Source organism: Mucilaginibacter sp. P4_D1 (assembly GCF_056401935.1).
Genome location: NZ_JBFUIJ010000006.1, coordinates 196547 through 218355, shown reverse-complemented (window position 1 = coordinate 218355; position 21809 = coordinate 196547). Strand labels below are relative to the sequence as shown.

Genomic DNA, 21809 nt, shown 5'->3' with positions numbered 1-21809 from the left:
ATCAGGATTGATGGTTCAAAAAGCAATTTTTTAACTTTCCGCCTTCCCTTCAAAAGACTTTCCTCCTTAATCTTCATAATGCCTTTTTGAAATTGCATATTTGCACCGCTAAGCGGGTAACATATCGCTTACAAGGCAGTCATAGAGAAATAATTAATAATATATTCATCAAAAAATAAACAAATTTGTGATGTGCTTATCTGACTTAATCATCTGCACATCTGAAATTTGAAATTTGCACATCCGAAAAAATGAACTGGAAATTCTGGAAGAAAGATAAAACCACACCGAAAAAGAAAAAAGGGGCCGCCCGCGAATGGGCCGATGCCATTTTGTTTGCAGTGATAGCGGCTACCCTTATCCGTACACTTTTTATTGAAGCTTATGTTATCCCAAGCGGATCGATGGAGGGCTCGCTGCTTGTTGGCGATTACCTGTTTGTAAGTAAGGTTAACTACGGTGCACGTATGCCAATAACGCCATTGGCTGTGCCATTTACCGCGCATACCATACCGTTTACCGAAACCAAATCGTACCTGGATGTGCAATTGCCTTATTACCGGTTGCCAGGTTTAAGCGATATAAAAAAGGGCGATATTGTGGTGTTTAACCTGCCCACGGAAGCCGATTCGCCGCTATACCGGCCGGTTGACCGCCGTGAAAACATTATTAAACGATGCCAGGGTACCCCGGGCGATACGCTTAGTTTGGTTAATGCATTGGTGTATGTTAACAGTAAGCCCAGGCCGGCAGTTGAAGCCGGTAAAATGGCCTATGTTATAAAAACAGATGGCAGCGGGATAAACCCCGATGTAGTTAACGAATTGCACCTGGAAAGTTTTGGCGCTGTTGACAACACCACTTTTACAGCCAATGCTACTGTTGAATCGGTTAGGCAGTTAAAAACCTATTCCAATGTAAAATCGGTAACGCCCAATATCGCTATTAAAGGCTTGGTTGACGATGCAAACCCGGTATACCCGCTATCGCATCCCGATTATCAGCTGGGCACCATGCCGCGCTACAACTGGAACGTAGATAACTTTGGCCCTGTAATTATTCCCAAAAAAGGCTGGACAGTTAAGCTGGATAGCACTACCTTCCCGATATATGGGCGGGCTATAGCTATTTACGAGCACAATACCGTAAAAGTTGTTGGCAAGGATGTTTTTATAAACGGAAAAAAAGCCGATACTTACACCTTTAAAATGAACTACTACTGGATGATGGGCGATAACCGCCATAACTCCACCGATTCACGCTATTGGGGCTTTTTGCCCGAAGATCACGTAGTTGGCAAAGCATTATTTACCTGGATGAGTATTGATAGTACGGCATCGTTTGCAAATAAAATAAGGTGGAGCAGGTTGTTCAGGGGTATAAAATAGCTGTTACTTAAAGAAATATATAGTGAATATTATAATTGCGTTTTTGTTATTTGTAGTTCTGCCTTTTATTGGTTTATATAAATTATTTGAAAAAGCCGGCAGGCCGGGTTGGGAGGGTGTGATACCCGTTTATAATATTTACATCATGATAAAACTGAGTGGCAGGCCGTTATGGTGGATGGCACTCATGTTACTGCCGGGGTTAAACATATTAGTGTTTGTTGGCCTGATGGTCGACTTTTTAAAGTCATATGGCAAGTTTTCATTAAGTGAACATATTGGCGGTGTTGCATTGCCGTTTATATTTTTGCCAAAGTGGGGTTTCGATAAGGATACTAAATATGTTGGCCCATCGGCCAACCTGGAGTTTAGGGAAAAATATAAGAAGGCGCTTAAAAAAACCGCGGTACGCGAGTGGGCCGATGCCATTATTTTCGCGGTGATAGCTGCTACGCTGATCCGCACCCTGTTCATTGAGGCGTACGTGATCCCAAGTGCATCTATGGAAAGCTCGTTGCTTATTGGCGATTACCTGTTTGTAAGTAAGGTTAACTACGGTGCCCGGTTGCCCATGACACCTGTAGCCTTTCCGTTTGCGCACCATACCATGCCTCTTATTAATACCAAGGCTTACTGGGACGGCATCGAGCTGCCTTATTACCGCCTGCCTGGTTTAAGCGACATTAAAAAAGGCGATGTGGTGGTGTTTAATTACCCCATGGATGCCGATGCGCCTTTGAGCCGCCCGGTTGATAAACGCGAGAACTTTATAAAACGCTGTCAGGGTACACCCGGCGATACGCTGAGCGTGGTAAATGCCCAGGTGTTTATTAATGGTAAAGCCAAAACAACTCCTGTAAATGGCGAAATTACTTACCGCGTACAATACGACGGCACGCCGATTAACCCCGACCTGATAAGCGACCTGCACCTGGCCGATATTGCCACTACTGATAGGGCTAATGAGTTTGTAACAAACACTACGGTAGCATCGGCCAATGCTTTAAAAGGGTACGCGAATATTAAATCAGTTACCCCCGATTTGGCTAAGCCCGGAGCTTCTGACGGATATACTGTTTTCCCATTAAAATATCCTAACTATAAAATTACCGCAAGTTTCCCCCGGTTTACCTGGAACCAGGATAATTACGGACCAATCATCGTACCTAAAAAAGGCTGGACAGTAAAGTTGGATAGCTTAACATTCCCGGTATACGGCCGCGCTATCGAAATTTACGAAGGCAACAAAGTTGAAGTAGTTGGCAAGGATATCCTGATTAATGGTAAAAAAGCCGACAGCTATACCTTTAAAATGAACTACTACTTTATGATGGGCGACAACCGCCATAACTCTGAAGATTCACGTTTCTGGGGTTTTGTTCCCGAAGATCATATTGTGGGCAAGGCGCTTTTTATCTGGATGAGTATTGACGACCAGGCCGGCTTCCTGCATAAGATCAGGTGGAGCAGACTGTTTAACGTTATTAGGTAAGTTGAAAGGTATGATGTTATATGTCACGGCAAGCCCAAACCATGCTCCGTAAAAGGGCTATATGAGCTAAAGGGCATTTACAAGCAGCACAAAGGTCATGGGGATGAACACCGTGCGTGTACTTTGCGTGTATCGCTTCTTCCCTAAAAAAACTTGCTAAATATCGTCGTTGATCGCAACAACAATAACCAACTATAGTTGGTCACTTGACACAAACTCAGGTTATTTAAGAAAGTTAAATGCTACTACCCAAGATGCTTGGTTTTTGGATAATTTTATTTTTTTTCGAGGGGTTTAACTCTTTTTAATTAGAATGTAAGGGTTTCGATCAAATACTGTCATGATATTGCTTCCGGCTCCRTATCGGTTTTATATCTTTAGCCCAACCAATAACATTATGCCCCTCAAAACAGTTATTATTTTTACGCTCTCTGCACTGCTTTCAACTACTGGCAATACGCAACAGGCAGGTAAAACAATTCAAATCAATATCGATACGCTGTTAAATGCCCGCCCGGTTAGCACCGGTTTCGATGGCTTGATAAAAAGCTGGACAAAAGGTATTGATGGTAACGGCGATGGCGATGGCTATCTCACCATGTCGGCCGCCATTTATTGCGACAATAAAGATCCTCATGCCCTGCCGGATAATCCGCTGATCCCTGCTACCAACATGCATCCGGCAATTAAATTGCACTATAATAATCGCGACAGTGTGGGCTACCAGGCCCGTTTTGTTTCGGGTGAGGGGAGATTTGCTTTTAATGTTCCGGCGAAGAGATACCAGGGAATATATTTAAGTCTTACCAGTTCCGAAGGCCCGTCGCAGCTACAGATACAACTGATTTATAAAGACGGTACCGACATAAAGGATTTTACTTTGCCCGATTATTATAACGATATACCTACAGGCGATGAAAACTTAAGTTATCTGGTGCATAACCTGGCCAAATGGGGTAAAAAGAATATAATGACAGAAAGCGATCATCATAATATTGATGTGCTTAATGTCCATCCAAATCCTAAACGGGTGCTCGGGCGTATCATCGTTAAAAAGAGTAAGCCGGGTTTCCTGGTTTTTTGGGCAGCTACAGGTACGGTTAATTAACGTGTATCTTTAATTACCGGGCATTACAAAACAACCGATTATTACCTTAATTTTGCAGCGAATTTTAAAGGTGCGATTTTTTGATGCGTTTAATTGCTTTAAGTTTTTTGTTGATGTGCTGCGTTATTTTTGCCGCCTTTGGCCAGCAGGATACTACGGCCGGACGTAAGACGCCGTCTTCCAGGCATATCAGCATTAGCGGTAATTCCGTGCTGGATTCCGTTGCTAACGCTATGCAAGCCCGAAAACTTTTTGTGGCTGACTCAATAGCAATGCGCTTTATCCGTGTGCCCGATTCAAGTACCACCAATGAATTTACCGATAGTTTACTTGCCCACACCCAATATAAAGGATATGGTTTTTTAGATATTCACCTAAAAACAAAAAGTAAGGTAAAGGATGGCCTTGGCCGCCCGCAGCGCGATCCCTGGGTTATTGCAATTATTATTGCCCTGTTACTGTACACGGCAATATTAAATATCACCCTCAACAGTGACGTGAGTTTTGTATGGCATTCATTTTATAGCAAGCGCGTTTTATCGCAGGCCGGCAAAGAAGATGGGGTGGTAAGCCTATGGGCTTTTTTAGGATTGTTTTTGCTTTTCTGTTTAACTTTTAGCCTGTTTTTATTCCAGTTGGCAGCTTATAAAGGTGTTTATTACGTGGTGAGCGGCAGCAGGCTTTTTGTTTTGCTTACTATTGGTGTTATTGCTTTGTTTGCGCTAAAATTTGTTGTACTTAAGCTGTTGGGCTTCGTGTTTGATATTAATAAACTGGTTAGCGAATACCTGAATATATTACACCTTACTTATTTTAATATAGCATTCGTTTTTTTACCGGTAGTGATATGTTTTAGCTTATTGGGTTCGCAGTACGTCCCGGTATTGCTTACCCTAACACTCATCATTGTTATCATAATTTTTATATGGCAATATCTCAGGAGCAGCGTAAACATAATTTCTACTTTTAGATTTCACAAATTTTATTTATTTACGTATCTTTGTGCCCTCGAAATTTGCCCTATTTTAATTTTGATAAAGGCATTAAACATTAGGATTTAGGTAGTTAAAAGTATTGACTTGGAAGACAGAAAGAAAAAGGTTAAAAGTATATTAGTTACTTTATCAAAACCCGAAAACGACAAAAATCCGTACGCCGAGCTGGCTAAAAAGCTGAACCTGAAAATTGATTTCAGATCATTTATTCATGTTGAGGGCGTACCGGCAAAGGATTTCAGGAAGGAAAAAATTAACCTGGGCGATTTTACCGCGGTTATTTTTACCAGCCGCAACTCTGCCGACCATTTCTTCCGCATTTGTGAAGAGATGCGCTTTGAAGTGCCTGTAGAAATGAAATACTTCTGTTTGTCTGAAACAATTGCCCTTTACCTGCAAAAGTATATACAGTACCGCAAGCGCAAAATCTTTTTTGGCAAACAAACAGCTGCCGATTTAGCCGAAGTGTTAAAGAAGCATTCTGCCGAAAAATTTCTGTACCCATGCTCGGATGTAGCTGCCGAAGAGACCCAACGCTTCTTGTTGGAGAATGGTTATAACTTTACCCCTGCAGTGTTATTCCGTACCGTTTGCAGCGATCTATCAGACCTGGCCGAGGTGTTTTATGATGTTATCGCCTTCTTCAGTCCTTCAAGCATCCAATCCCTCTATAAAAACTTTCCCGATTTTAAACAGAATAATACACGCATAGCAGCCTTTGGTGCAACAACCCATAAAGCAGTGCTTGAAGCGGGTTTAATACTGGATATTCCTGCACCAACACCAGCTGCTCCATCCATGACAATGGCTATTGAACAGTATTGTAAATTGGTAAATAAATAAAAAAAAGGAAATTTATTTACCAATTCGAAACTTTTTTGTGGTTAATAGCGTATTAGTGACATCTAATTTACACTTAAGTAGTTAGTTAGTTCATTGTTTTTTGCACTGTAATTTATTAATAAAACAATGCTTGTAGCATTTAAAGGGGCCTTTTATTGCTTAATTTAAATGTTTTTTGGCGCGGTAACGCAAATTTGATATATTCGGGGGTCTTATAATGTTATATTTTTATAACTGATTTTTGATTTTAAAATGAAGCAGATATACTTTTTAATAGTTGTTTTAGCTGGTGGTGTGTTAAGTGGTTGCGGTGGCGGCGGCGATAGGGGCGAGCTAACCGGGGTGCCGCAGCGTTCTTTTAAGGCCGAAGTGCCTTACGGAATGGTTTATATACCAGGCGGTTCATTTATGATGGGGCAAACCGATCAGGATGTAACATTTGCACAAACAGCCCAACCAAAACAGGTAACAGAAGCACCATTTTTTATGGACCAAACAGAAATCACCAACAGTGAATACAAGAAATTTGTGTTTTGGGTGCGTGACTCTATCGCTATCACCAATTATGTAAACGACAATAAATATTATTTGCAGCCAAAAGGCGGCCGTGGGGCCAACGCAAGCGGTAAAAAATATATCAATTGGGCTTATGTAAAAAAGAACCCGGTTTGGAGTAACAAAAAAGGCGCCGCAAGCAACAAATCGAAGCTTCAGGGGATGTTTTACCAGAACGAAGACCGCGTTTTTGATCGCGACGAACTGGATGTACGCCTGCTTAAATACAACTACGCGCTTATGGTGCTGCGCGATGCTGCAAACCACAGGAATGATCCAAAATCTAGGCGTTCGGATTTCATTCTGCGCGATACCGTTACGGTATATCCTGATACATTGGTGTGGTTGAGCGATTTTTCGTACGCTGCTAATGAGCCTATGGTTGAGGCTTATTTTTCACATCCTGCTTTTCGGAATTATCCCGTAGTAGGTGTTACCTGGAGACAGGCAAGAGCATTTACGGTTTGGCGCACACGCTACAACGAAGCTTATAAAAATTCAAGACATTTACCTCCACGTGCCGATTACCGCTTACCTACCGAAGGGGAATTTGAATACGCTGCCCGTGGCGGCAGGTTAGGTACCGATTACCCATGGGGCGGTCCTTATATTAAAAATGCAAAAGGTTGTTTATTGGCAAACTTTAAACCAGGCCGCGGTAATTACACAGATGATGGCGGTGCGTACACTGTAAACGTACGTTCCTATTTCCCTAATGATTACGGCTTGTATAACATGGCCGGCAATGTGGCAGAGTGGACATCATCAGCTTTTGACGAGTCTGCTTCAACATTTGTTCATGACCTTGCTCCAACCTTTGCCGTTGAGGCAAAATCTTCTGATCCCGAAGTGCTTAAACGTAAAGTTGTACGGGGGGGATCATGGAAAGATATCGGTTATTTCCTTCAAAATTCTACCCGTACCTACGAGTACCAGGACACAGCTAAATCATACATCGGTTTCCGCTGCGTAACAAGTTACCTGGGCCGGGACATCAAAGACAAACGATAAACAAAACAAAAACGTAAAATCTAAAAACAAAGTTATTTCTGATTATTATGGCTGGAACAGGAAAGAAAAAACCATTTGGAATAGGAAACATTATTTCAATCGGGGCAACGGTAGTTATTATCGGTTTGTTATTTAAAATTCAACACTGGAAATATGCTTCTGAGTTTATCACCGCAGGTTTAACAACCGAGGCTATACTTTTCTTTATTTTAGGGTTACAACGCGAAGACAAAGAGGTTGATTGGGTGCGGGTATATCCTGAGTTAAATGAGGATTTTCAGGGCGAACTGCCAAAGTCATCATCGCACCCGGTTGCTATTGGTGCAACAAACACTACCGCAGCTTTAGATAAAATGCTTGATGATGCCAAAATTGGACCGGACCTGGTACGCAGCCTGGGCGATGGTTTAAGAACCTTTGGCGATAAAGTTGCAGCTATATCAAGAGTAACTGATGCCGGCGAAGCTACTATTGCTTTTACTGCTAAAGTAAAAACAGCAACCGCAAGTTACGATAACCTGAGTGCAGCATTTGAAAAAGCTTCGGCCAACTTAGCCGAAATGGCCGATACCAATGTAGATTCAAAAGCTTATCATGAGCAGGTAAACAAACTGGCTAAAAATTTGGGATCATTAAACGCGGTTTACGAATTGGAGTTACAGGATTCAAACGCGCACTTAAAATCGATGAGCAAGTTTTACCAAAACATGGCTTTAACCATGAATAACTTTAACGAATCGTTAGATGACTCGAAACAGTTTAAGGAAGAGGTTGGTCGTTTAGCAAAAAACCTGGGATCATTGAACGCTATATATGGCAATATGCTTACAGCCATGAATCAGCCACGTGTTAGTTAATTTATTAAACAGAATTTTTTAAAAGCTAAGATTTATATAGATGGCCGGAGGTAAGGAAACCCCAAGACAGCGAATGATAGGTATCTTATACCTGGTGCTTTTAGGCTTAATTGCCCTGAACGTACCAGAGAACCTGTTGGATGCTTTTAAAAATATTGCAAGAAGTTTGGATGCATCTACAAAGAATGTAAATACCAGCCTACAAAACACATATAGTTCATTTGAGGAAAAGGTAAAAGCCCAGCCCGATAAGAAAAAGTACTACGATGCTGCTAAACAGGCAACAGCGATGACGGATGATTTGAGTAAGTACATTGATGACCTGAAAGCTGAGCTTAAGGAAAAAGGTGGGGGTATCAATCCTGAAATTGACGATATTAACGCTCGCGACAATTTAGATATATCATCAGAAGTGATGATCAACGGCAAAAAGGCCGATGTTCTCAAGGAAAAAATAGAGGCTACACGTGCCAAACTGCTGCAATTATTAGGCAAGGATGCCGAAGGCGTAAATTTTTCTTTAAATGCTGATGCACCAAAAGCAAACGCCGGGATGCAACAAAAAAGCTGGCAACAAGCTTATTTTGGCGAAGGCGTCCCCTTGGGAGCAACCATAACCACGCTTGCCAAAATACAGGCAGATACAAAAAATGCCGAAAATGAAGTTGTTAAGAAATTATACAGCAACGTTGATAAAGCCGAAGTAACGCTAAATGCGTTCCGCGCAGTGGCGGTTGCACCAAGCAGCTATGTTTTAGCAGGTCAGCAATTTAAGGCAGACATTTATTTGACGGCTTATGATTCACATACCAATCCAACTATTACGGTAGGAGGATCGGCTGTGCCGACTAAAGATGGTATTGGAACTTATACAACTACGGCAAGTGGCGAGGGTAAGCATACTATGAGTGGCGTATTGGTTGTTAAAGCAGTTGATGGTGGACCGGATAAAAGGTACACATTTTCGCAAGACTATATGGTTGCAAGACCATCGGCTGTGGTATCGCCTGATAAAATGAATGTATTGTACATTGGCGTACCAAACCCGGTATCAGTGTCTGCTCCAGGTGTGCCTACTTCAAGTTTAAATGTAAGCATGAATGGTGGTTCCATCAGCGGCTCTGCGGGGCACTACACCGTTAAAGTGAGTAACCTTGGCGCAGCTAAAATTACGGTTAGCGGGGAGAAAGGAATGGTTTTAGGAACATCTGAATTTCGCGTAAAACGGATTCCCGATCCTAAAGCCCAGTTTGCCGGCAAAACAGGCGGAGTAACGAGTGCTGCTAACATCAGGGCTCAAAATAGGCTGTTTGCCAGGTTAGAGAATTTTGACTTTGATGCTAAATTTAATGTAACACACTTTACGATACTGATAATCAGGCCGCGTTTAGATGCAGTTATTTATTCGGCCAACAGTGGCGAATTTACAGCTGCTATGAGCACCGCCATAAATACAGTAACGCCGGGGAGTACTGTTGTATTCAGAGATATTGTAGCAGTTGGCCCGGATGGATTGTCGAGGCCGATTGATCCGATTGTATTATCCGCAAATTAAACGCGTATGAAAAAGAGAATTTTAATTGTTTTACTTTGTTTTGCCTGCGTTGGTGCTTATGCACAAAGTAAGCTTAAGAAGAAATCTACGAGGAAACCAACCAGTACCTCTGCTGCCGCAAGAAGGAGAACTACTACTCCGCCGCCACCTTCAAATACGGTGGCCAGTCAGCCAGCTCCTGATACAGTTAATAAAAAACCGATGAAGCCTTTTGAAAGGCCGCTTGATGGCTACTATAAAAAGAACAACATTTTAAATGCCAAAGTAACCCCGTACCCCAACTTGCGCGAAAGCGATGTGGCATTTGCCAAAAGGGTGTGGCGCGAGATTGACGTGCGCGATAAAATGAATACCTACCTTGCTTCGCCAAAACGCCGTTTAATTGACGTTTTGCTGGATGCTATTACTGCAGGCGAATTAACCGCGTATGATGCTACCCAAGGCAAAAAAGATGATGTGAATGGCGATGGTTTCTCCACACCGTTGCCGCCAGGCGCAGCACGCGCAAGGCTTGCCGGTGGCGATAGCAGCGTTGTTAGTATACCAGACAAGGATGGCAACATTGTTTCATCAAAGAAAGTAGCTAATGAGTTTATTCCGGATAGTGTTGTTAAATTCAGGATTAAAGAGGATTGGGTATTTGACAGGCAACGCTCAATATTTGAGCCCCGCATTATAGGTATTGCTCCACTAATAAAACCAAAATCTGCTCCCGGCGTATCTGCCGACCTTGTTGGATATCAACCGGCATTTTGGATATATTTTCCCGAAGCACGCCAGGTATTGGCTACCAAAGAAGTGGTTAGCCGCGCCAGCGATGCAACAGGCTTGAGTTTCGACGATGTTTTCATGAAGCGGATTTTTGCCAGTTATGTTGTTAAACAAAGTAACGATAAGGACGAAAGCGTTAAGGATTACGCACAAGGGATAGATAAGCTATACGAATCGGAAAGGATCAAGAAGAGTTTGATGGATTGGGAACTTAACCTTTGGCAGTATTAATTGTTAAGTTAAAATTCAAAAGTAAAAAGTCAAAACTGGTATGGTTTTGACTTTTTGCGTTTTATATAAAATCATTGTCCAAAACTACCGTCACTGCGAGGTACGAAGCAATCCCGAACTATTTGAGACTTAGCATGTAGGGGGATTGCTTCGCGCCTTGCAATGGCGGATATTTGATAGCACCAATCAATAACTTAATTTTGACTTTGATCAAAGTATCCCAAAATCGCCTTAGCCTGTTTTAAATTAACAACTTCCAATAGTAGTTCCTCATTGGCTTCGCGGATCTTTTTTACCGATTTAAAGTATTTTAACAGTTTTTCGGCAGTGGTTTTGCCTATGCCTTCTATCAGTTCCAGTTCGGTAGCCAGCGTGCCTTTGTCGCGTATTTTACGGTGGAAGGTTATACCAAAGCGGTGTGCCTCATCCCGCAGGTGCTGGATCACCTTAAGCGTCTCTGACTTTTTATCCAGGTACATGGGGTACTGGTCGTTGGGGTAATATAATTCTTCCAGGCGTTTGGCTATGCCTATCACGGTTACTTGTTTGTCTATCCCCAATAGTTTTAAACTATGCATCGCGCTTGATAGTTGCCCCTTCCCACCGTCTATAATGATCAGTTGCGGCAGTTCGGTGCCTTCGTCAAGCATGCGGCGGTAGCGTCGGTGTACGGCCTCTTCCATTGTCGCAAAATCATTCGGACCTTCTACCGTTTTTACGTGAAAATGGCGGTAATCCTTTTTAAATGGCTTACCGTCCCTGAAAACCACAATTGCCGAAACAGGATATTTGCCCTGGAAGTTGGAGTTATCAAAGCATTCAATATGGCGGGGCAGTTGGTTCATCCGTAAATCCTTCATCATCTGCGTTAGTAAACGCTCGGTGCGGATTTCCGGATTCAGCTTTTCGTACTGGTCAATTTTTTCCTTTTTGAAGTACTGCACGTTCTTTTGCGACAAATCCAGCAGCTTACGTTTTTCGCCCAGTTTTGGTACTGTGAATTTAATGCCGGGATGGTCTTCCACATCAATATCAAACGGCACAATCACTTCTTTTGATGTGCTGTTATACCTGCTCCTGAATTCAATAATGGCTAAAGTAAGTAACTCCTCGTCGCTTTCGTCGAGGCGTTTCTTAAGCTCGATGGTTTGTGTTTGGATAATTGTGCCATTCATCACCTTTAAGTAGTTTACAAAGGCCAGCTTCTCTTCTGATGCTATATTAAACACATCCACATCGGTGATGGACGAGTTGACGATGGTTGATTTGCTTTGGTAATTCTCCAGCAAATCAAACTTACGTTTCAGGCGATGGGCAAGCTCGTAGTTGTATTCGGCTACAGCTGTTTCCATCTCGCCTTTAAGGCGGCGTAGTATAGCGCCTATTTTACCATTCAGGATATCGGTGATGTCGGCTATGCTGTTGTCGTAATCGTCTTCCGTTTGATAGTTTTGGCAGGGCCCTTTGCAATTGCCCAACTGGTACTCCAGGCAAACCTTGAATTTACCCTTATCAATATTTTCGCGGGTTAGCGCCAGGTTGCAGGTGCGCAGGTGGTAAGTTTCCTTTATGAGTCCCAAAATGTTGTGCATCATGCTTATGGATGCATACGGACCTAAGTATTTTGACCCGTCTTTAACAATACGCCTGGTCCAGAAGATGCGGGGGAAGTTTTCGTTTTTGATAATTACCCACGGATAAGTTTTATCATCTTTAAGCAGTACATTATACCTGGGCTGGTGCTTTTTGATCATGCTGTTTTCCAGCAGCCAGGCATCCACCTCGGTATCAACAATGGTAAAAGTTATATTGCGGATTTTTGATACCAAAACCCGTGTTTTGGCATTAATGTTAATGTCTTTATTGAAATAAGACCCAACGCGGTTACGCAGGTCTTTAGCTTTACCGATGTATATCAGTTCCTTCTCCTCGTCCCAATATTGGTAAACTCCCGGTTTATGGGGGATGTTTTTTAATGCTTCCCGGTAATCGAATTTCTCCATTTGGTTCATTGGTTCACTGGTTCATTAGTTCATTGGTCTGCTTTGAGACCTGAACAACTGCCAATGATTTAACTTGTTTCCTGTCTATTGATCTGTTTTCTGAGCAGTAGTTTTATCAATAAACTTTGAATATGCTTTATAATCCTTCCGATTTTGTCGCAACTTTTTTGCTAACTTATCTACATCCAAGTCTTCAAGATTACAATGACCGATATTGAGCTACTTAATCAATCGGCAAATCTATTGAACTTTTCACCAATGAACTAATGAACCAGTGAACGGATGAACAATTTTAAAAATCTAATTTTTTATCCACCTCATTTGTCCCCTGTTGCTGTTGGGTATACTGCCCACAATCTAATACAATGCTTACACCTGTTTTGGGTGCGTCAAAATCAACAGTTTTTTTGATGCCGAGGGCAGCGTTGGCGTACACCTTTTTCATGTATATCGCAAATATTGGTAACGCGCTATTTGCCCCCTCGCCCAGGCGGGTTGATTGAAAGGCGATGTCCCGGTCTTCGCAACCAGTCCACAGGCCGGTTACCAGCTGTGGGGTTATGCCAATAAACCAGCCATCGGAGTTGCCGTTGGTGGTACCGGTTTTGCCGCCGATAGGGTTACGCAGCCCGTATTTATAAGCCAGCCTTGAGCCTGTTCCATCCTCAATAACGCCTTTTAACATATAGGTCATTACATATGCGGTTTGCGGGTTCATGGCCTGCACCACTTTTGGGGTATGGCTATATAGTACGTTGCCGTTTTTATCTTCAATACGTAATATATAAGTGGGCTCGGTCCATAAACCGTGGTTGGCAAATACCGAGTATGCTGCCGTCATTTCAAATACCGATGCATCAAATGTACCCAGGCATATAGATGGGTAGGYGGGTACGGCGCTGGTTATCCCCATTTTTTTAATCAGTTCTACAACAGGCTCGGGCTTCACTTCACTCATTACGTGGGCGGTTACCCAGTTTTGCGAGTGGGCGAGGGCCTGACGCAGGGTTATAAAACCCGGCAAGGTTTCTGACGGAGACGAGCGGGGGCACCACGGATCGCCATAACCGCGGATGGTATCGGGTACGTTGTTTATTTTTAAACATGGCGAGTAACCGTTATCAATGGCCACCGCGTAAGTAAAGGGTTTGGCTGTTGAACCTACCTGTCGGGTGCCATTTTTAACCTGGTCGTACTTAAAATGCTCAAAGTTGGTGCCGCCTACCCAGGCTTTAACATAGCCGGTTGTAGGATCCATGCTCATGAGGGCATTGCGCAAAAGCATTTTACAGTATATAATAGAGTCGGTTGGCCGCATTACGGTATCAATATTGCCATGCCAGGTAAACAGGTTCAGGGTATCTTTGGTATCAAAATTGGTTTTAATATCCTCATCGCTCATGCCTTGCATTTTAAGCTGTTTGTACCTGTCGCTTTTTAGCATCCCCTGGTTTATCAGGAATTTAAAATTGTGGATGCTTTTGGCCAGGTTTTGCCCGCTCCAGTGGTCATTAAATTGCGCTTGCAGGTTTTTCATGTACTCCTGCTGTGCCTCTTCGGCATATTGCTGCATGGTGGCATCAATAGTGGTGTAAATTTTTAGTCCATCCAGATCAAGATCATAAGGTGTACCATCGGGGCGATTGATGCTTTGCTCTTTAAAAATCTTTTGAATCTCTTTTTTTAACACCGACCTGAAGTAAGGCGCCGGGCCATCAAAATGGTTATTCTGGTGAAAATCTAATCCAAGTGGTTTTTGTTTAAACTCGGCAACCTGGCCATCGCTTAAAAAGCCTTGCTCCTGCATACGGTTAAGTACAAGGTTGCGGCGATTTATAGCATTTTTTGGATGCCGGATAGGAGAGTAAATGCCAGGGCCATTAACCATCCCGATTAATAAGGCAGCCTGATCCGGCGTCAATTTATCTGGAGTGGTATTAAAATAGGTGCGCGCGGCCGATTTTATACCGTATGTATTGTAAGCACCAAAATCAACGGTGTTTAAGTACATGGTTAGTATTTCTTCTTTAGTATAATGGCGCTCTAATTTAACGGCTGTTATCCATTCCTGCAGTTTTTGGGTTATCCGTACAAATGGGTTGTTTGATTTTTCGGTAAATAAATTTTTTGCAAGTTGTTGGGTTATCGTACTGCCGCCCTGTTTTTGGCCGATAAGCAGGTGCAGGAATATAGTAAAGCTGCGCCCGAAATCAATCCCCGAATGGTCGTAAAAGCGTTTGTCTTCGGTAGCAACTAAAGCATTAATAACGTTAGGTGACAGCTCTTTATAGGTAACGTTTGACCGGTTCTGAACATAATAGGTACCTAAAACCTGCTTATCAGATGATATTACTTCTGATGCGAGGTAGCTTTTCGGGTTTTCCAAACGGTAAAACGGAGGAAGCTGCCCAAATACATCAAAAACAGTAAGCGTTATCATCAACCCCACAAAAGCAAAAAGAGCTATTACGGCGCGCCATATATACCAGTTGTAGTGTCGTATTTCCTGCGGACTAAGGGCTGGTTTTTTATTGTAGATCTTCATTTTTTTCAATAATATCTTTGATAGTAATCAATATAGCTATCTAATGTTTTTTTGTCGGCTAATTTATCCAGATTTTCCCTGGTAATGATAAAAAAACTGTATTTATCCTTGGGCACTTTCATAATATCGGGCATTACCGGGATAATGGAACGCGCATACTTTTTAACATCCTCGAGGCTATAAAAGCGCCCCACAAATATCAGCTGATTATCGTCGCCCAGGGGTTTCAAATCGTGTTTGATGGTACTACCCGAAAACCTGCTGCGATTGAATTGCCCTATACCAAAACGCGACGATGCCAGGTTAGTTGTACCGGTGCCTACATTTACAACAAAATAATAATTGCTGCTATCGCGCAAGCTAAATATATAGTTTACAGACGTAGCGGTTACTACAGGTGGGGTGCTTGCCGGTGTTTGGGTTTGCTGTGCCTGTTTGGCTGCGGCAAATTGATCAAGTAATTTCCTAACCGAATCAACGCTTGGTGCGGCGTTGGCATTAATTGGCTGTACAGGGGGCTGAACCACTGTTTTTACCGAATCTTTGCGGGATACAATTGTGTTGCTAACCGATGTTTTAACGGAATCTTTACGGGATACAATCGCCACGTTAACCGGTGGCTTAACGGGTTCAGCGGGTTTAGGCTTTTCGACTGGCGGGACAGGTTTTGCTGCCGCTACGGGAGGCGGCACAGGTTTTCGCACCTCGGGTATTAACGCAACCGCTGCGGATGGATGATACTCCGGGCGGTATTCTGTTTGTTTTTGATATGCCACCGGTGGTGTAAAAGGTATGTCATTAACATCGTTGCCGGTTAATACCACTGTACGCGTTTCCATCTCCATCCGGTTCGAGTCGATGTAAGTTAAATGCAGGGCAGCTAAAGGAGTTACCAGTTTATCATCTGGGTATTTGGCTACTATCTGCTGCAAATCGGTCATGAATGGTGCAAGCTTTTCCTGGTGGCCGGCAGCTATGGCGCGTAAATAAAATAGCTGGGCTGCAAAGCGGTTGTCGGGATATTTGGCCAGCAAATCATTTGCGCGGGTAATTACTTCGGTGTATTTTCTTTGTGCGTACAAATCATAAACGCCGTTATATAAAATCGTGAATTCTGCATTGGCATCGTCAAGGTGCTTGCTGTACTCAGGGTCGAGGATGATCTTGGCAAAAACACTTTGTCCGAATTCTTTCAGGATCATATTCTTGTAAGCTTCGGATTTGCTTGCATCTATATCGGCATAAAGGCGGTACAGGTTATAATATACGGCCGCTTTATCGGTGCTTTTGGGGAAGCGCGTTAGTATAGCTTCATATGTTACAATCGCCTCTTTTTTATCACCTAACAAATCGCGGTAAAAATTGGCCATATCCATGTAGGCGTTATAAACCCGCAGGTTTGAACGGTTAAGTAAATCGGGGGTCAGGGGCAGGTTTTTAATCAAATCCTGCCGGTAGCTGCCCGCGTCGCCGTTGGTCTGTGTAGTTGCATCCTGTGTGGTGGGTGCAAAAGGATCGTCGTCGGCTGGTGCGGTGGTGCCATTGCCATTGGCTGCTAAGTTGGCGGTCGATCGTTTACTGCGGCGCCAGTTATCTTCCAGCTTGCGGTTGCCCCATTGTCTTTTAAAGTCGTTTACGCCAAGGCTTATTGCGGTGGAGTTATAAAAATAAAATGTGCTGCTGCCGCTTTTATTGGCCTGTTGGTTATTGAGATTATTGCCGCTTCGGCTATTTTCAAACTGTCCATTGTTACTTGCCGCTGTAACAGTTGCCGCTTTATCCTGTAATATTTTTCGATTAACCATGGCATCAATGCGGGCGGCCCGTGTTTGCTCGTCAAGCTGGGCAAGCATTTGCAGGGTATCCTCGCGGCTGATGGTTTGCAGCAGGCCCGTTAGTATTTGCAGGTTATTGGCCTTTTTGCGAATGATCTGGTACCCTGGATAGGTTGGCGCCAGGTAGGTAAGCGTACTATCGTAATATAATTTGGCGCCTGCATAATCGGCTTTGTTCTTAAAATCGATATCGGCAATACGCAGGTATGAGAGGCCCTTCTGATTTTGGTTTTTAACGCTGTTGCGTACCGATAGTTTATAGTTTTTTATAGCGCCGTCAATATCGCCGGCGGCGTAAAGTTGTTGTGCTACCTGGTAATAAATCTGATCGGTAAACTCTTTGTTGTTTTGATTTTTAAGGAGCTTGCGCAGGCGTTCAACCTTATTTTGTTTGATGCCGTTTTCCTGGTCTTGCAGGCGGATGCGGTTCAGGTTGGCGTTAAATGCCATCTCGAACGACGAATTGCTTTTGGCGATGCCGGCGTAATTAACTATGGCAGCATCGGGTTTTTGATTAAGCTCCTGCAACTGGGCCAAAATGAATGTCCAACGGAGCTTCAGCTCGCCATCGTGGCAAAGTTTCAGGGCTGTTTTGGCACTTTCCTCGGCGGCGGGGTAATCTTCGGTATTAATATTGTATTGCAGCTGTGTGGCATAAATGCCTGCCGGAATACTTTTTTTAGGGTTGATGTTTTTGATGGCGGTATCTATTGCCACTTTAGCTTCGGATGGATTATTGAGATATAGCAATGCCCGGCCCTTCCATATCAATGCTTCCTGCTTAAGATTAGCCTGCTTGCCGTACGATGCAATTACATAATTAAAATATTCTATCGCATCAAAATAACTGCCTTCCAGGAAACGGGCTTTGCCCATAACCAGGTAGGCATCGCCCAAATAATGGCTTTGCTCTTTAATGTTGATGATTTTATTGGCTTTGCTAAAAGCCAGTTCCAGGTCTTTATCGGGTGTGCTGCTTTGGCTTACCGTATCGGGATAAACATTTAGCAGCTCGTTATAGGAGTCAACAAAACCGGCGGCATAGCTTTCCTGCTTAAGGCGCAGCAATTCATTTGCATTAAACAGGATATTGTAATGCGCCGTAAGGTTTTGCATCTGGCGGTTAAAACCGCTTTCCTTTTCGAGCGAGCAGCCTGCTATGATGAATAATAGCCCGGGCAACAATAATTTACGTGTTTTAGATAGGGAAAATATGCTCACTCGCCTCAAAATATGATCTGGTTATAAAAGCATTGCTAAAATACTAAAGATTATACAATAGGTTTAATAAATTTGCGCATGGCCCAAAATGAAAAAGATGACGATAAGGATAACGCTGGTAAAGAAGTAAACAGCTATGCTAAATTTAGCGGCGTGGCTTTCCAAATGATAGCCGTTATTGGGGTGTTTGCCTTTGCCGGTTATAAAATAGACCAGGCCGGTAACCATCAAACCAAATGGGCCACGGCCGCTTTATCGCTTGTTGGTGTGTTTATTTCGTTGTACATTGTTATCAGATCTGTAAAAAGTTGAAACTACTTCCTACCGCATTATCTTTTCTTGTATTTATTGTTATTATATCGTTACCTCCACTGCTTTCGGGCTACGGCGGCTTTGCCGGTTTACTTATAGAAAAGTTTTGGCTGCTGTTTTTTTTCGTCGGTGGCCTTACCTTTTTTACCGTAATGGCCATTGTATTTGTAGGTCAAATTAACAAAGAAATGTATGCACAAGCCTTTTTAGCGGCTACAACGGTTAAGATATTGGCCTGCTTGTTTTTTGTGCTCTTTTTTTTGAAGAAAAACGCTGTGAACAGGTACGTTTTTGCCGGCGATTTTTTTTACGTATATTTTCTAAATATGGCCTTTGAAATTTATGGTTTGTTACGTAACTTGCGCAACCAAAAAATAAGGTAGAAAACTTCATTTAGATGTATAACAGCTCGATTTTGAACTCAAAAATATTTAAAACATTCCTGATTTCCGCGCTTTTTTTGTTGTTAGGTGTAATGCCTACACTTTCATTCTCGCAAGAAAATGTCAAAAAAGAAGAGTCAAAACCTTTTGATCCGAAAGAGGTAGTATTTGAACATATCGGCGATTCACACTTCTGGCCAGTAACAATTCCGTTGATGCACGAGCACTTTATTTCGCTGCCGGTGATATTGTATACTGATAAAGGATTGGAAATTTTCTTGTCCGGTTCTTTATTAAAAGAAGAAGGTAAAGAAGAAGGCCCGGTTTATAAAGGCACGCACTACAGCTACAAGCTCGAAGGCAATAAAATTGTTGCGGTAAACGAAGCCGGTGAGGTGGATAAAGCTGCCAAGGTTTACGATTTTTCAATTACCCGTAACGTAGCCAGTATGTGGATGGGGATGATTATTTTGTTAATCGTTTTCTTCGCTGTTACTTCGGGTTATAAGAAAAATGTTGGTAAAGCGCCTAAAGGCATCCAGGCATTGTTGGAGCCGGTTATTCTTTTTGTACGCGATGATGTGGCTATTCCTAACATAGGTATTAAACACGGAAGGTACATGCCTTTATTGCTTACTATATTTTTCTTTATTTTAATCAATAACCTGTTGGGCTTAGTTCCGTTTTTTCCGGGAGGCTTTAACTTAACGGGTAATATTGCGGTAACCATGGTTTTATCAGTAATTGTGCTGATAGTTATTAACTTTAGCGGTAACAAATACTACTGGAAACACATTTTTACTCCTGATATCCCTTTTTGGTTATATCCTATCATGGTTCCGGTTGAGCTTATTGGTATCATTTCAAAGCCTTTTGCGTTAATGATACGTTTGTTTGCAAACATTACAGCAGGCCACATTATTGTTTTGAGTTTAATATCATTGATCTTTATCTTTAAAACCGCATGGATGTCGACAGTTTCTGTTCCGTTTGTGGTGTTTATGGATATGATAGAATTGCTTGTGGCATTTTTACAGGCGTTCATTTTTACGATGCTTACATCCCTGTTTATAGGTATGGCTGTTGAAGAGCATCACCATTAATCTGAATTAATTATAATTATATATACACGTTTTAAATTATCAAACAATGAGTGGAATGATTGGAACAATTGCTCAAGCTGCTGCAACAGGTGTTGTTAGTCTTCAAAAACTTGGTGCAATTGGCGCAGGTTTAGCTGTAATTGGCGCAGGTATCGGTATCGGACAAATCGGTGGTAAAGCCGTTGAAGGTATTGCCCGTCAGCCAGAAGCTGCCTCAAAAATTCAAACTAACATGATCATCGCTGCAGCCCTTGTTGAAGGTGTTGCTTTGTTTGCCGTGGTAGTAGCTTTGCTCTAATTAGTTTTAGGCAAAAAAGAAAAAAACAACCCGGGGCGATTGGCTCCGGGCTTGTTTTAATCCCGTTAAAAGAATAATATACAAGTAATAGCTATACAGAATTATGGATTTAGTTACTCCCGCATTAGGCTTAGTTTTCTGGACAACGATATCATTTGCGGTACTGTTGTTTATATTAGGAAAATTTGCCTGGAAACCAATCTTGGGCGCATTAAGCGATCGTGAACGTTTTATTGAAGACTCTCTTCAGAAAGCCGAAGCTGCCAAAGAAGAAATGTCCCGTTTAACTAACGAGAATGAATCGTTATTAAAACAAGCCCGTGCCGAGCGCGATCAGATCCTTTCTGATGCCCGTAAGGTTAAAGACCAGATGATTGTTGATGCTAAAGAAATAGCACACAAAGAAGGGGCACGTATGATTGAACTTGCCCGTGTTGAAATTAACAATCAGAAAGCTATCGCGATGGCTGATGTTAAAAACCAGGTAGCCACCTTATCGCTGCAAATTGCCGAGAAAGTATTGCGTAAGCAATTTGAAGATCAGCAAAAACAAGACGAGCTTGTAAGCCAGTTATTAAAAGAAGTGAAATTGTAAGGATTTCGGATTTGGGATTTCGGATTTTGAAATCGCAATTTTAGAATTGTTATTTAATAGGGAATTTTGAATTGGAGGCCCGGGTGATAAATCCGAAATCGAAAATCCGAAACCCCAAATAAAAAGAATATGTCAGAATTAACGGTAGGAACCAGGTACGCTAAATCCCTTATTGATCTTGCACAGGAACAAAACAGTGTTGACGTGATTAAGGCTGATATGGATCTTTTTATCCATACCTTAAAGGCAAGCCCGGAGCTTAAAGCTGTTTTGAGCAACCCCATCATCGCCCACAGCAAAAAAACCAAGATACTTGATGCCGTATTTTTAGGTAAAGTAAATAAGGTTACCATTGCGTTTTTTAAACTGATGGTTGATAAAGGCCGTGGCGAGGTTTTATATACAACTGCCCACGAGTATATAAACCAGTTTAACATTAAAAAGCACATAACAAAAGCTAAAGTTACATCGGCTACCGAGTTATCGGCAGCTAATAAAGCCGTGCTTACCRCTGAAGTGCAAAAGGCAGTTGGCGGAACCGTTGAACTGGAAGCTAAGGTTGATGCATCATTAATTGGCGGTTTTGTACTAACTGTTGGCGACAGGCAGGTTGATACCAGCATTGCTGCAAGCTTGAAAAAATTGAAAAAAGAATTTGCCGAGAAGGTAATTCAATAATAATAAAAACAAAACTCTAAATAAATTTAA

At 42.4% G+C, this 21809-nt stretch carries 18 protein-coding genes; 15 read left to right on the top strand and 3 right to left on the bottom strand.

What is annotated here, in order from left to right; genetic code table 11:
* Positions 1–251: 251 nt before the first annotated feature.
* The 9 genes from lepB (AC1DV1_RS08750) (at position 252) to porN (ending at position 10806) form a co-directional block, all read left to right on the top strand.
* Positions 252–1388, top strand: a complete 1137-nt coding sequence (gene lepB, locus AC1DV1_RS08750) for a signal peptidase I (protein ID WP_477357626.1) — start codon at positions 252–254, stop codon at positions 1386–1388.
* A 28-nt stretch (positions 1389–1416) separates the two neighbouring features.
* Positions 1417–2880 (top strand): signal peptidase I, encoded by a 1464-nt coding sequence (gene lepB, locus AC1DV1_RS08745; protein ID WP_477357653.1) that lies wholly within the window; start codon positions 1417–1419, stop codon positions 2878–2880.
* A gap of 397 nt (positions 2881–3277) precedes the next feature.
* Positions 3278–3988, top strand: coding sequence for a hypothetical protein (locus AC1DV1_RS08740; protein WP_477357623.1), 711 nt, complete (start codon positions 3278–3280; stop codon positions 3986–3988).
* 83 nt (positions 3989–4071) lie between these two features.
* On the top strand, positions 4072–5049 hold the full coding sequence (locus tag AC1DV1_RS08735; RefSeq protein ID WP_477357619.1) for a DUF4271 domain-containing protein: 978 nt from the start codon (positions 4072–4074) through the stop codon (positions 5047–5049).
* Between the two features lie 12 nt (positions 5050–5061).
* The gene (locus AC1DV1_RS08730; RefSeq protein ID WP_090642486.1) at positions 5062–5826 is read left to right on the top strand and encodes a uroporphyrinogen-III synthase; all 765 of its coding nucleotides are present in this window, start codon (positions 5062–5064) and stop codon (positions 5824–5826) included.
* A gap of 252 nt (positions 5827–6078) precedes the next feature.
* Complete coding sequence (porK, locus tag AC1DV1_RS08725; protein ID WP_477357616.1) at positions 6079–7392, top strand: T9SS ring complex lipoprotein PorK/GldK; 1314 nt, start codon at positions 6079–6081, stop codon at positions 7390–7392.
* Between the two features lie 47 nt (positions 7393–7439).
* Positions 7440–8249 carry a type IX secretion system motor protein PorL/GldL gene (porL, locus tag AC1DV1_RS08720; RefSeq protein WP_477357614.1) on the top strand — a complete coding sequence of 270 codons (810 nt, stop codon included), beginning with the start codon at positions 7440–7442 and terminating at the stop codon, positions 8247–8249.
* Positions 8250–8289: 40 nt separating this feature from the next.
* Positions 8290–9804 carry a type IX secretion system motor protein PorM/GldM gene (gene porM, locus AC1DV1_RS08715; RefSeq protein WP_477357611.1) on the top strand — a complete coding sequence of 505 codons (1515 nt, stop codon included), beginning with the start codon at positions 8290–8292 and terminating at the stop codon, positions 9802–9804.
* A 6-nt stretch (positions 9805–9810) separates the two neighbouring features.
* Entirely contained in the window at positions 9811–10806 is a 996-nt protein-coding gene (gene porN, locus AC1DV1_RS08710) for a type IX secretion system ring subunit PorN/GldN (protein ID WP_477357608.1), read from the top strand.
* 194 nt (positions 10807–11000) lie between these two features.
* On the opposite strand, the gene uvrC is transcribed toward porN, so the two are convergent.
* The 3 genes from uvrC to porW form a co-directional block, all read right to left on the bottom strand.
* Complete coding sequence (gene uvrC / locus AC1DV1_RS08705; protein WP_477357605.1) at positions 11001–12809, bottom strand: excinuclease ABC subunit UvrC; 1809 nt, start codon at positions 12807–12809, stop codon at positions 11001–11003.
* A gap of 292 nt (positions 12810–13101) precedes the next feature.
* Positions 13102–15354 (bottom strand): transglycosylase domain-containing protein, encoded by a 2253-nt coding sequence (locus tag AC1DV1_RS08700; protein WP_477357602.1) that lies wholly within the window; start codon positions 15352–15354, stop codon positions 13102–13104.
* A gap of 5 nt (positions 15355–15359) precedes the next feature.
* Positions 15360–18410: a type IX secretion system periplasmic lipoprotein PorW/SprE gene (gene porW / locus AC1DV1_RS08695; RefSeq protein WP_477357599.1), complete on the bottom strand. Its 3051-nt coding sequence runs from the start codon at positions 18408–18410 to the stop codon at positions 15360–15362.
* 78 nt (positions 18411–18488) lie between these two features.
* Between porW and AC1DV1_RS08690 the strand changes: the two genes are divergently transcribed.
* The 6 genes from AC1DV1_RS08690 (at position 18489) to atpH (ending at position 21779) form a co-directional block, all read left to right on the top strand.
* On the top strand, positions 18489–18722 hold the full coding sequence (locus tag AC1DV1_RS08690) for an AtpZ/AtpI family protein (protein WP_477357596.1): 234 nt from the start codon (positions 18489–18491) through the stop codon (positions 18720–18722).
* Positions 18719–19105: a hypothetical protein gene (locus tag AC1DV1_RS08685; protein WP_477357593.1), complete on the top strand. Its 387-nt coding sequence runs from the start codon at positions 18719–18721 to the stop codon at positions 19103–19105. Before AC1DV1_RS08690 ends, AC1DV1_RS08685 begins: the two co-directional genes overlap by 4 nt.
* 14 nt (positions 19106–19119) lie before the next feature.
* On the top strand, positions 19120–20208 hold the full coding sequence (atpB, locus tag AC1DV1_RS08680) for a F0F1 ATP synthase subunit A (RefSeq protein WP_477357590.1): 1089 nt from the start codon (positions 19120–19122) through the stop codon (positions 20206–20208).
* 55 nt (positions 20209–20263) lie between these two features.
* Entirely contained in the window at positions 20264–20506 is a 243-nt protein-coding gene (gene atpE / locus AC1DV1_RS08675) for an ATP synthase F0 subunit C (RefSeq protein ID WP_274213861.1), read from the top strand.
* A 103-nt stretch (positions 20507–20609) separates the two neighbouring features.
* Positions 20610–21101: a F0F1 ATP synthase subunit B gene (gene atpF / locus AC1DV1_RS08670; protein WP_477357587.1), complete on the top strand. Its 492-nt coding sequence runs from the start codon at positions 20610–20612 to the stop codon at positions 21099–21101.
* A 129-nt stretch (positions 21102–21230) separates the two neighbouring features.
* Positions 21231–21779 (top strand): ATP synthase F1 subunit delta, encoded by a 549-nt coding sequence (gene atpH / locus AC1DV1_RS08665; protein WP_477357584.1) that lies wholly within the window; start codon positions 21231–21233, stop codon positions 21777–21779.
* The last annotated feature ends 30 nt before the right edge of the window (positions 21780–21809 follow it).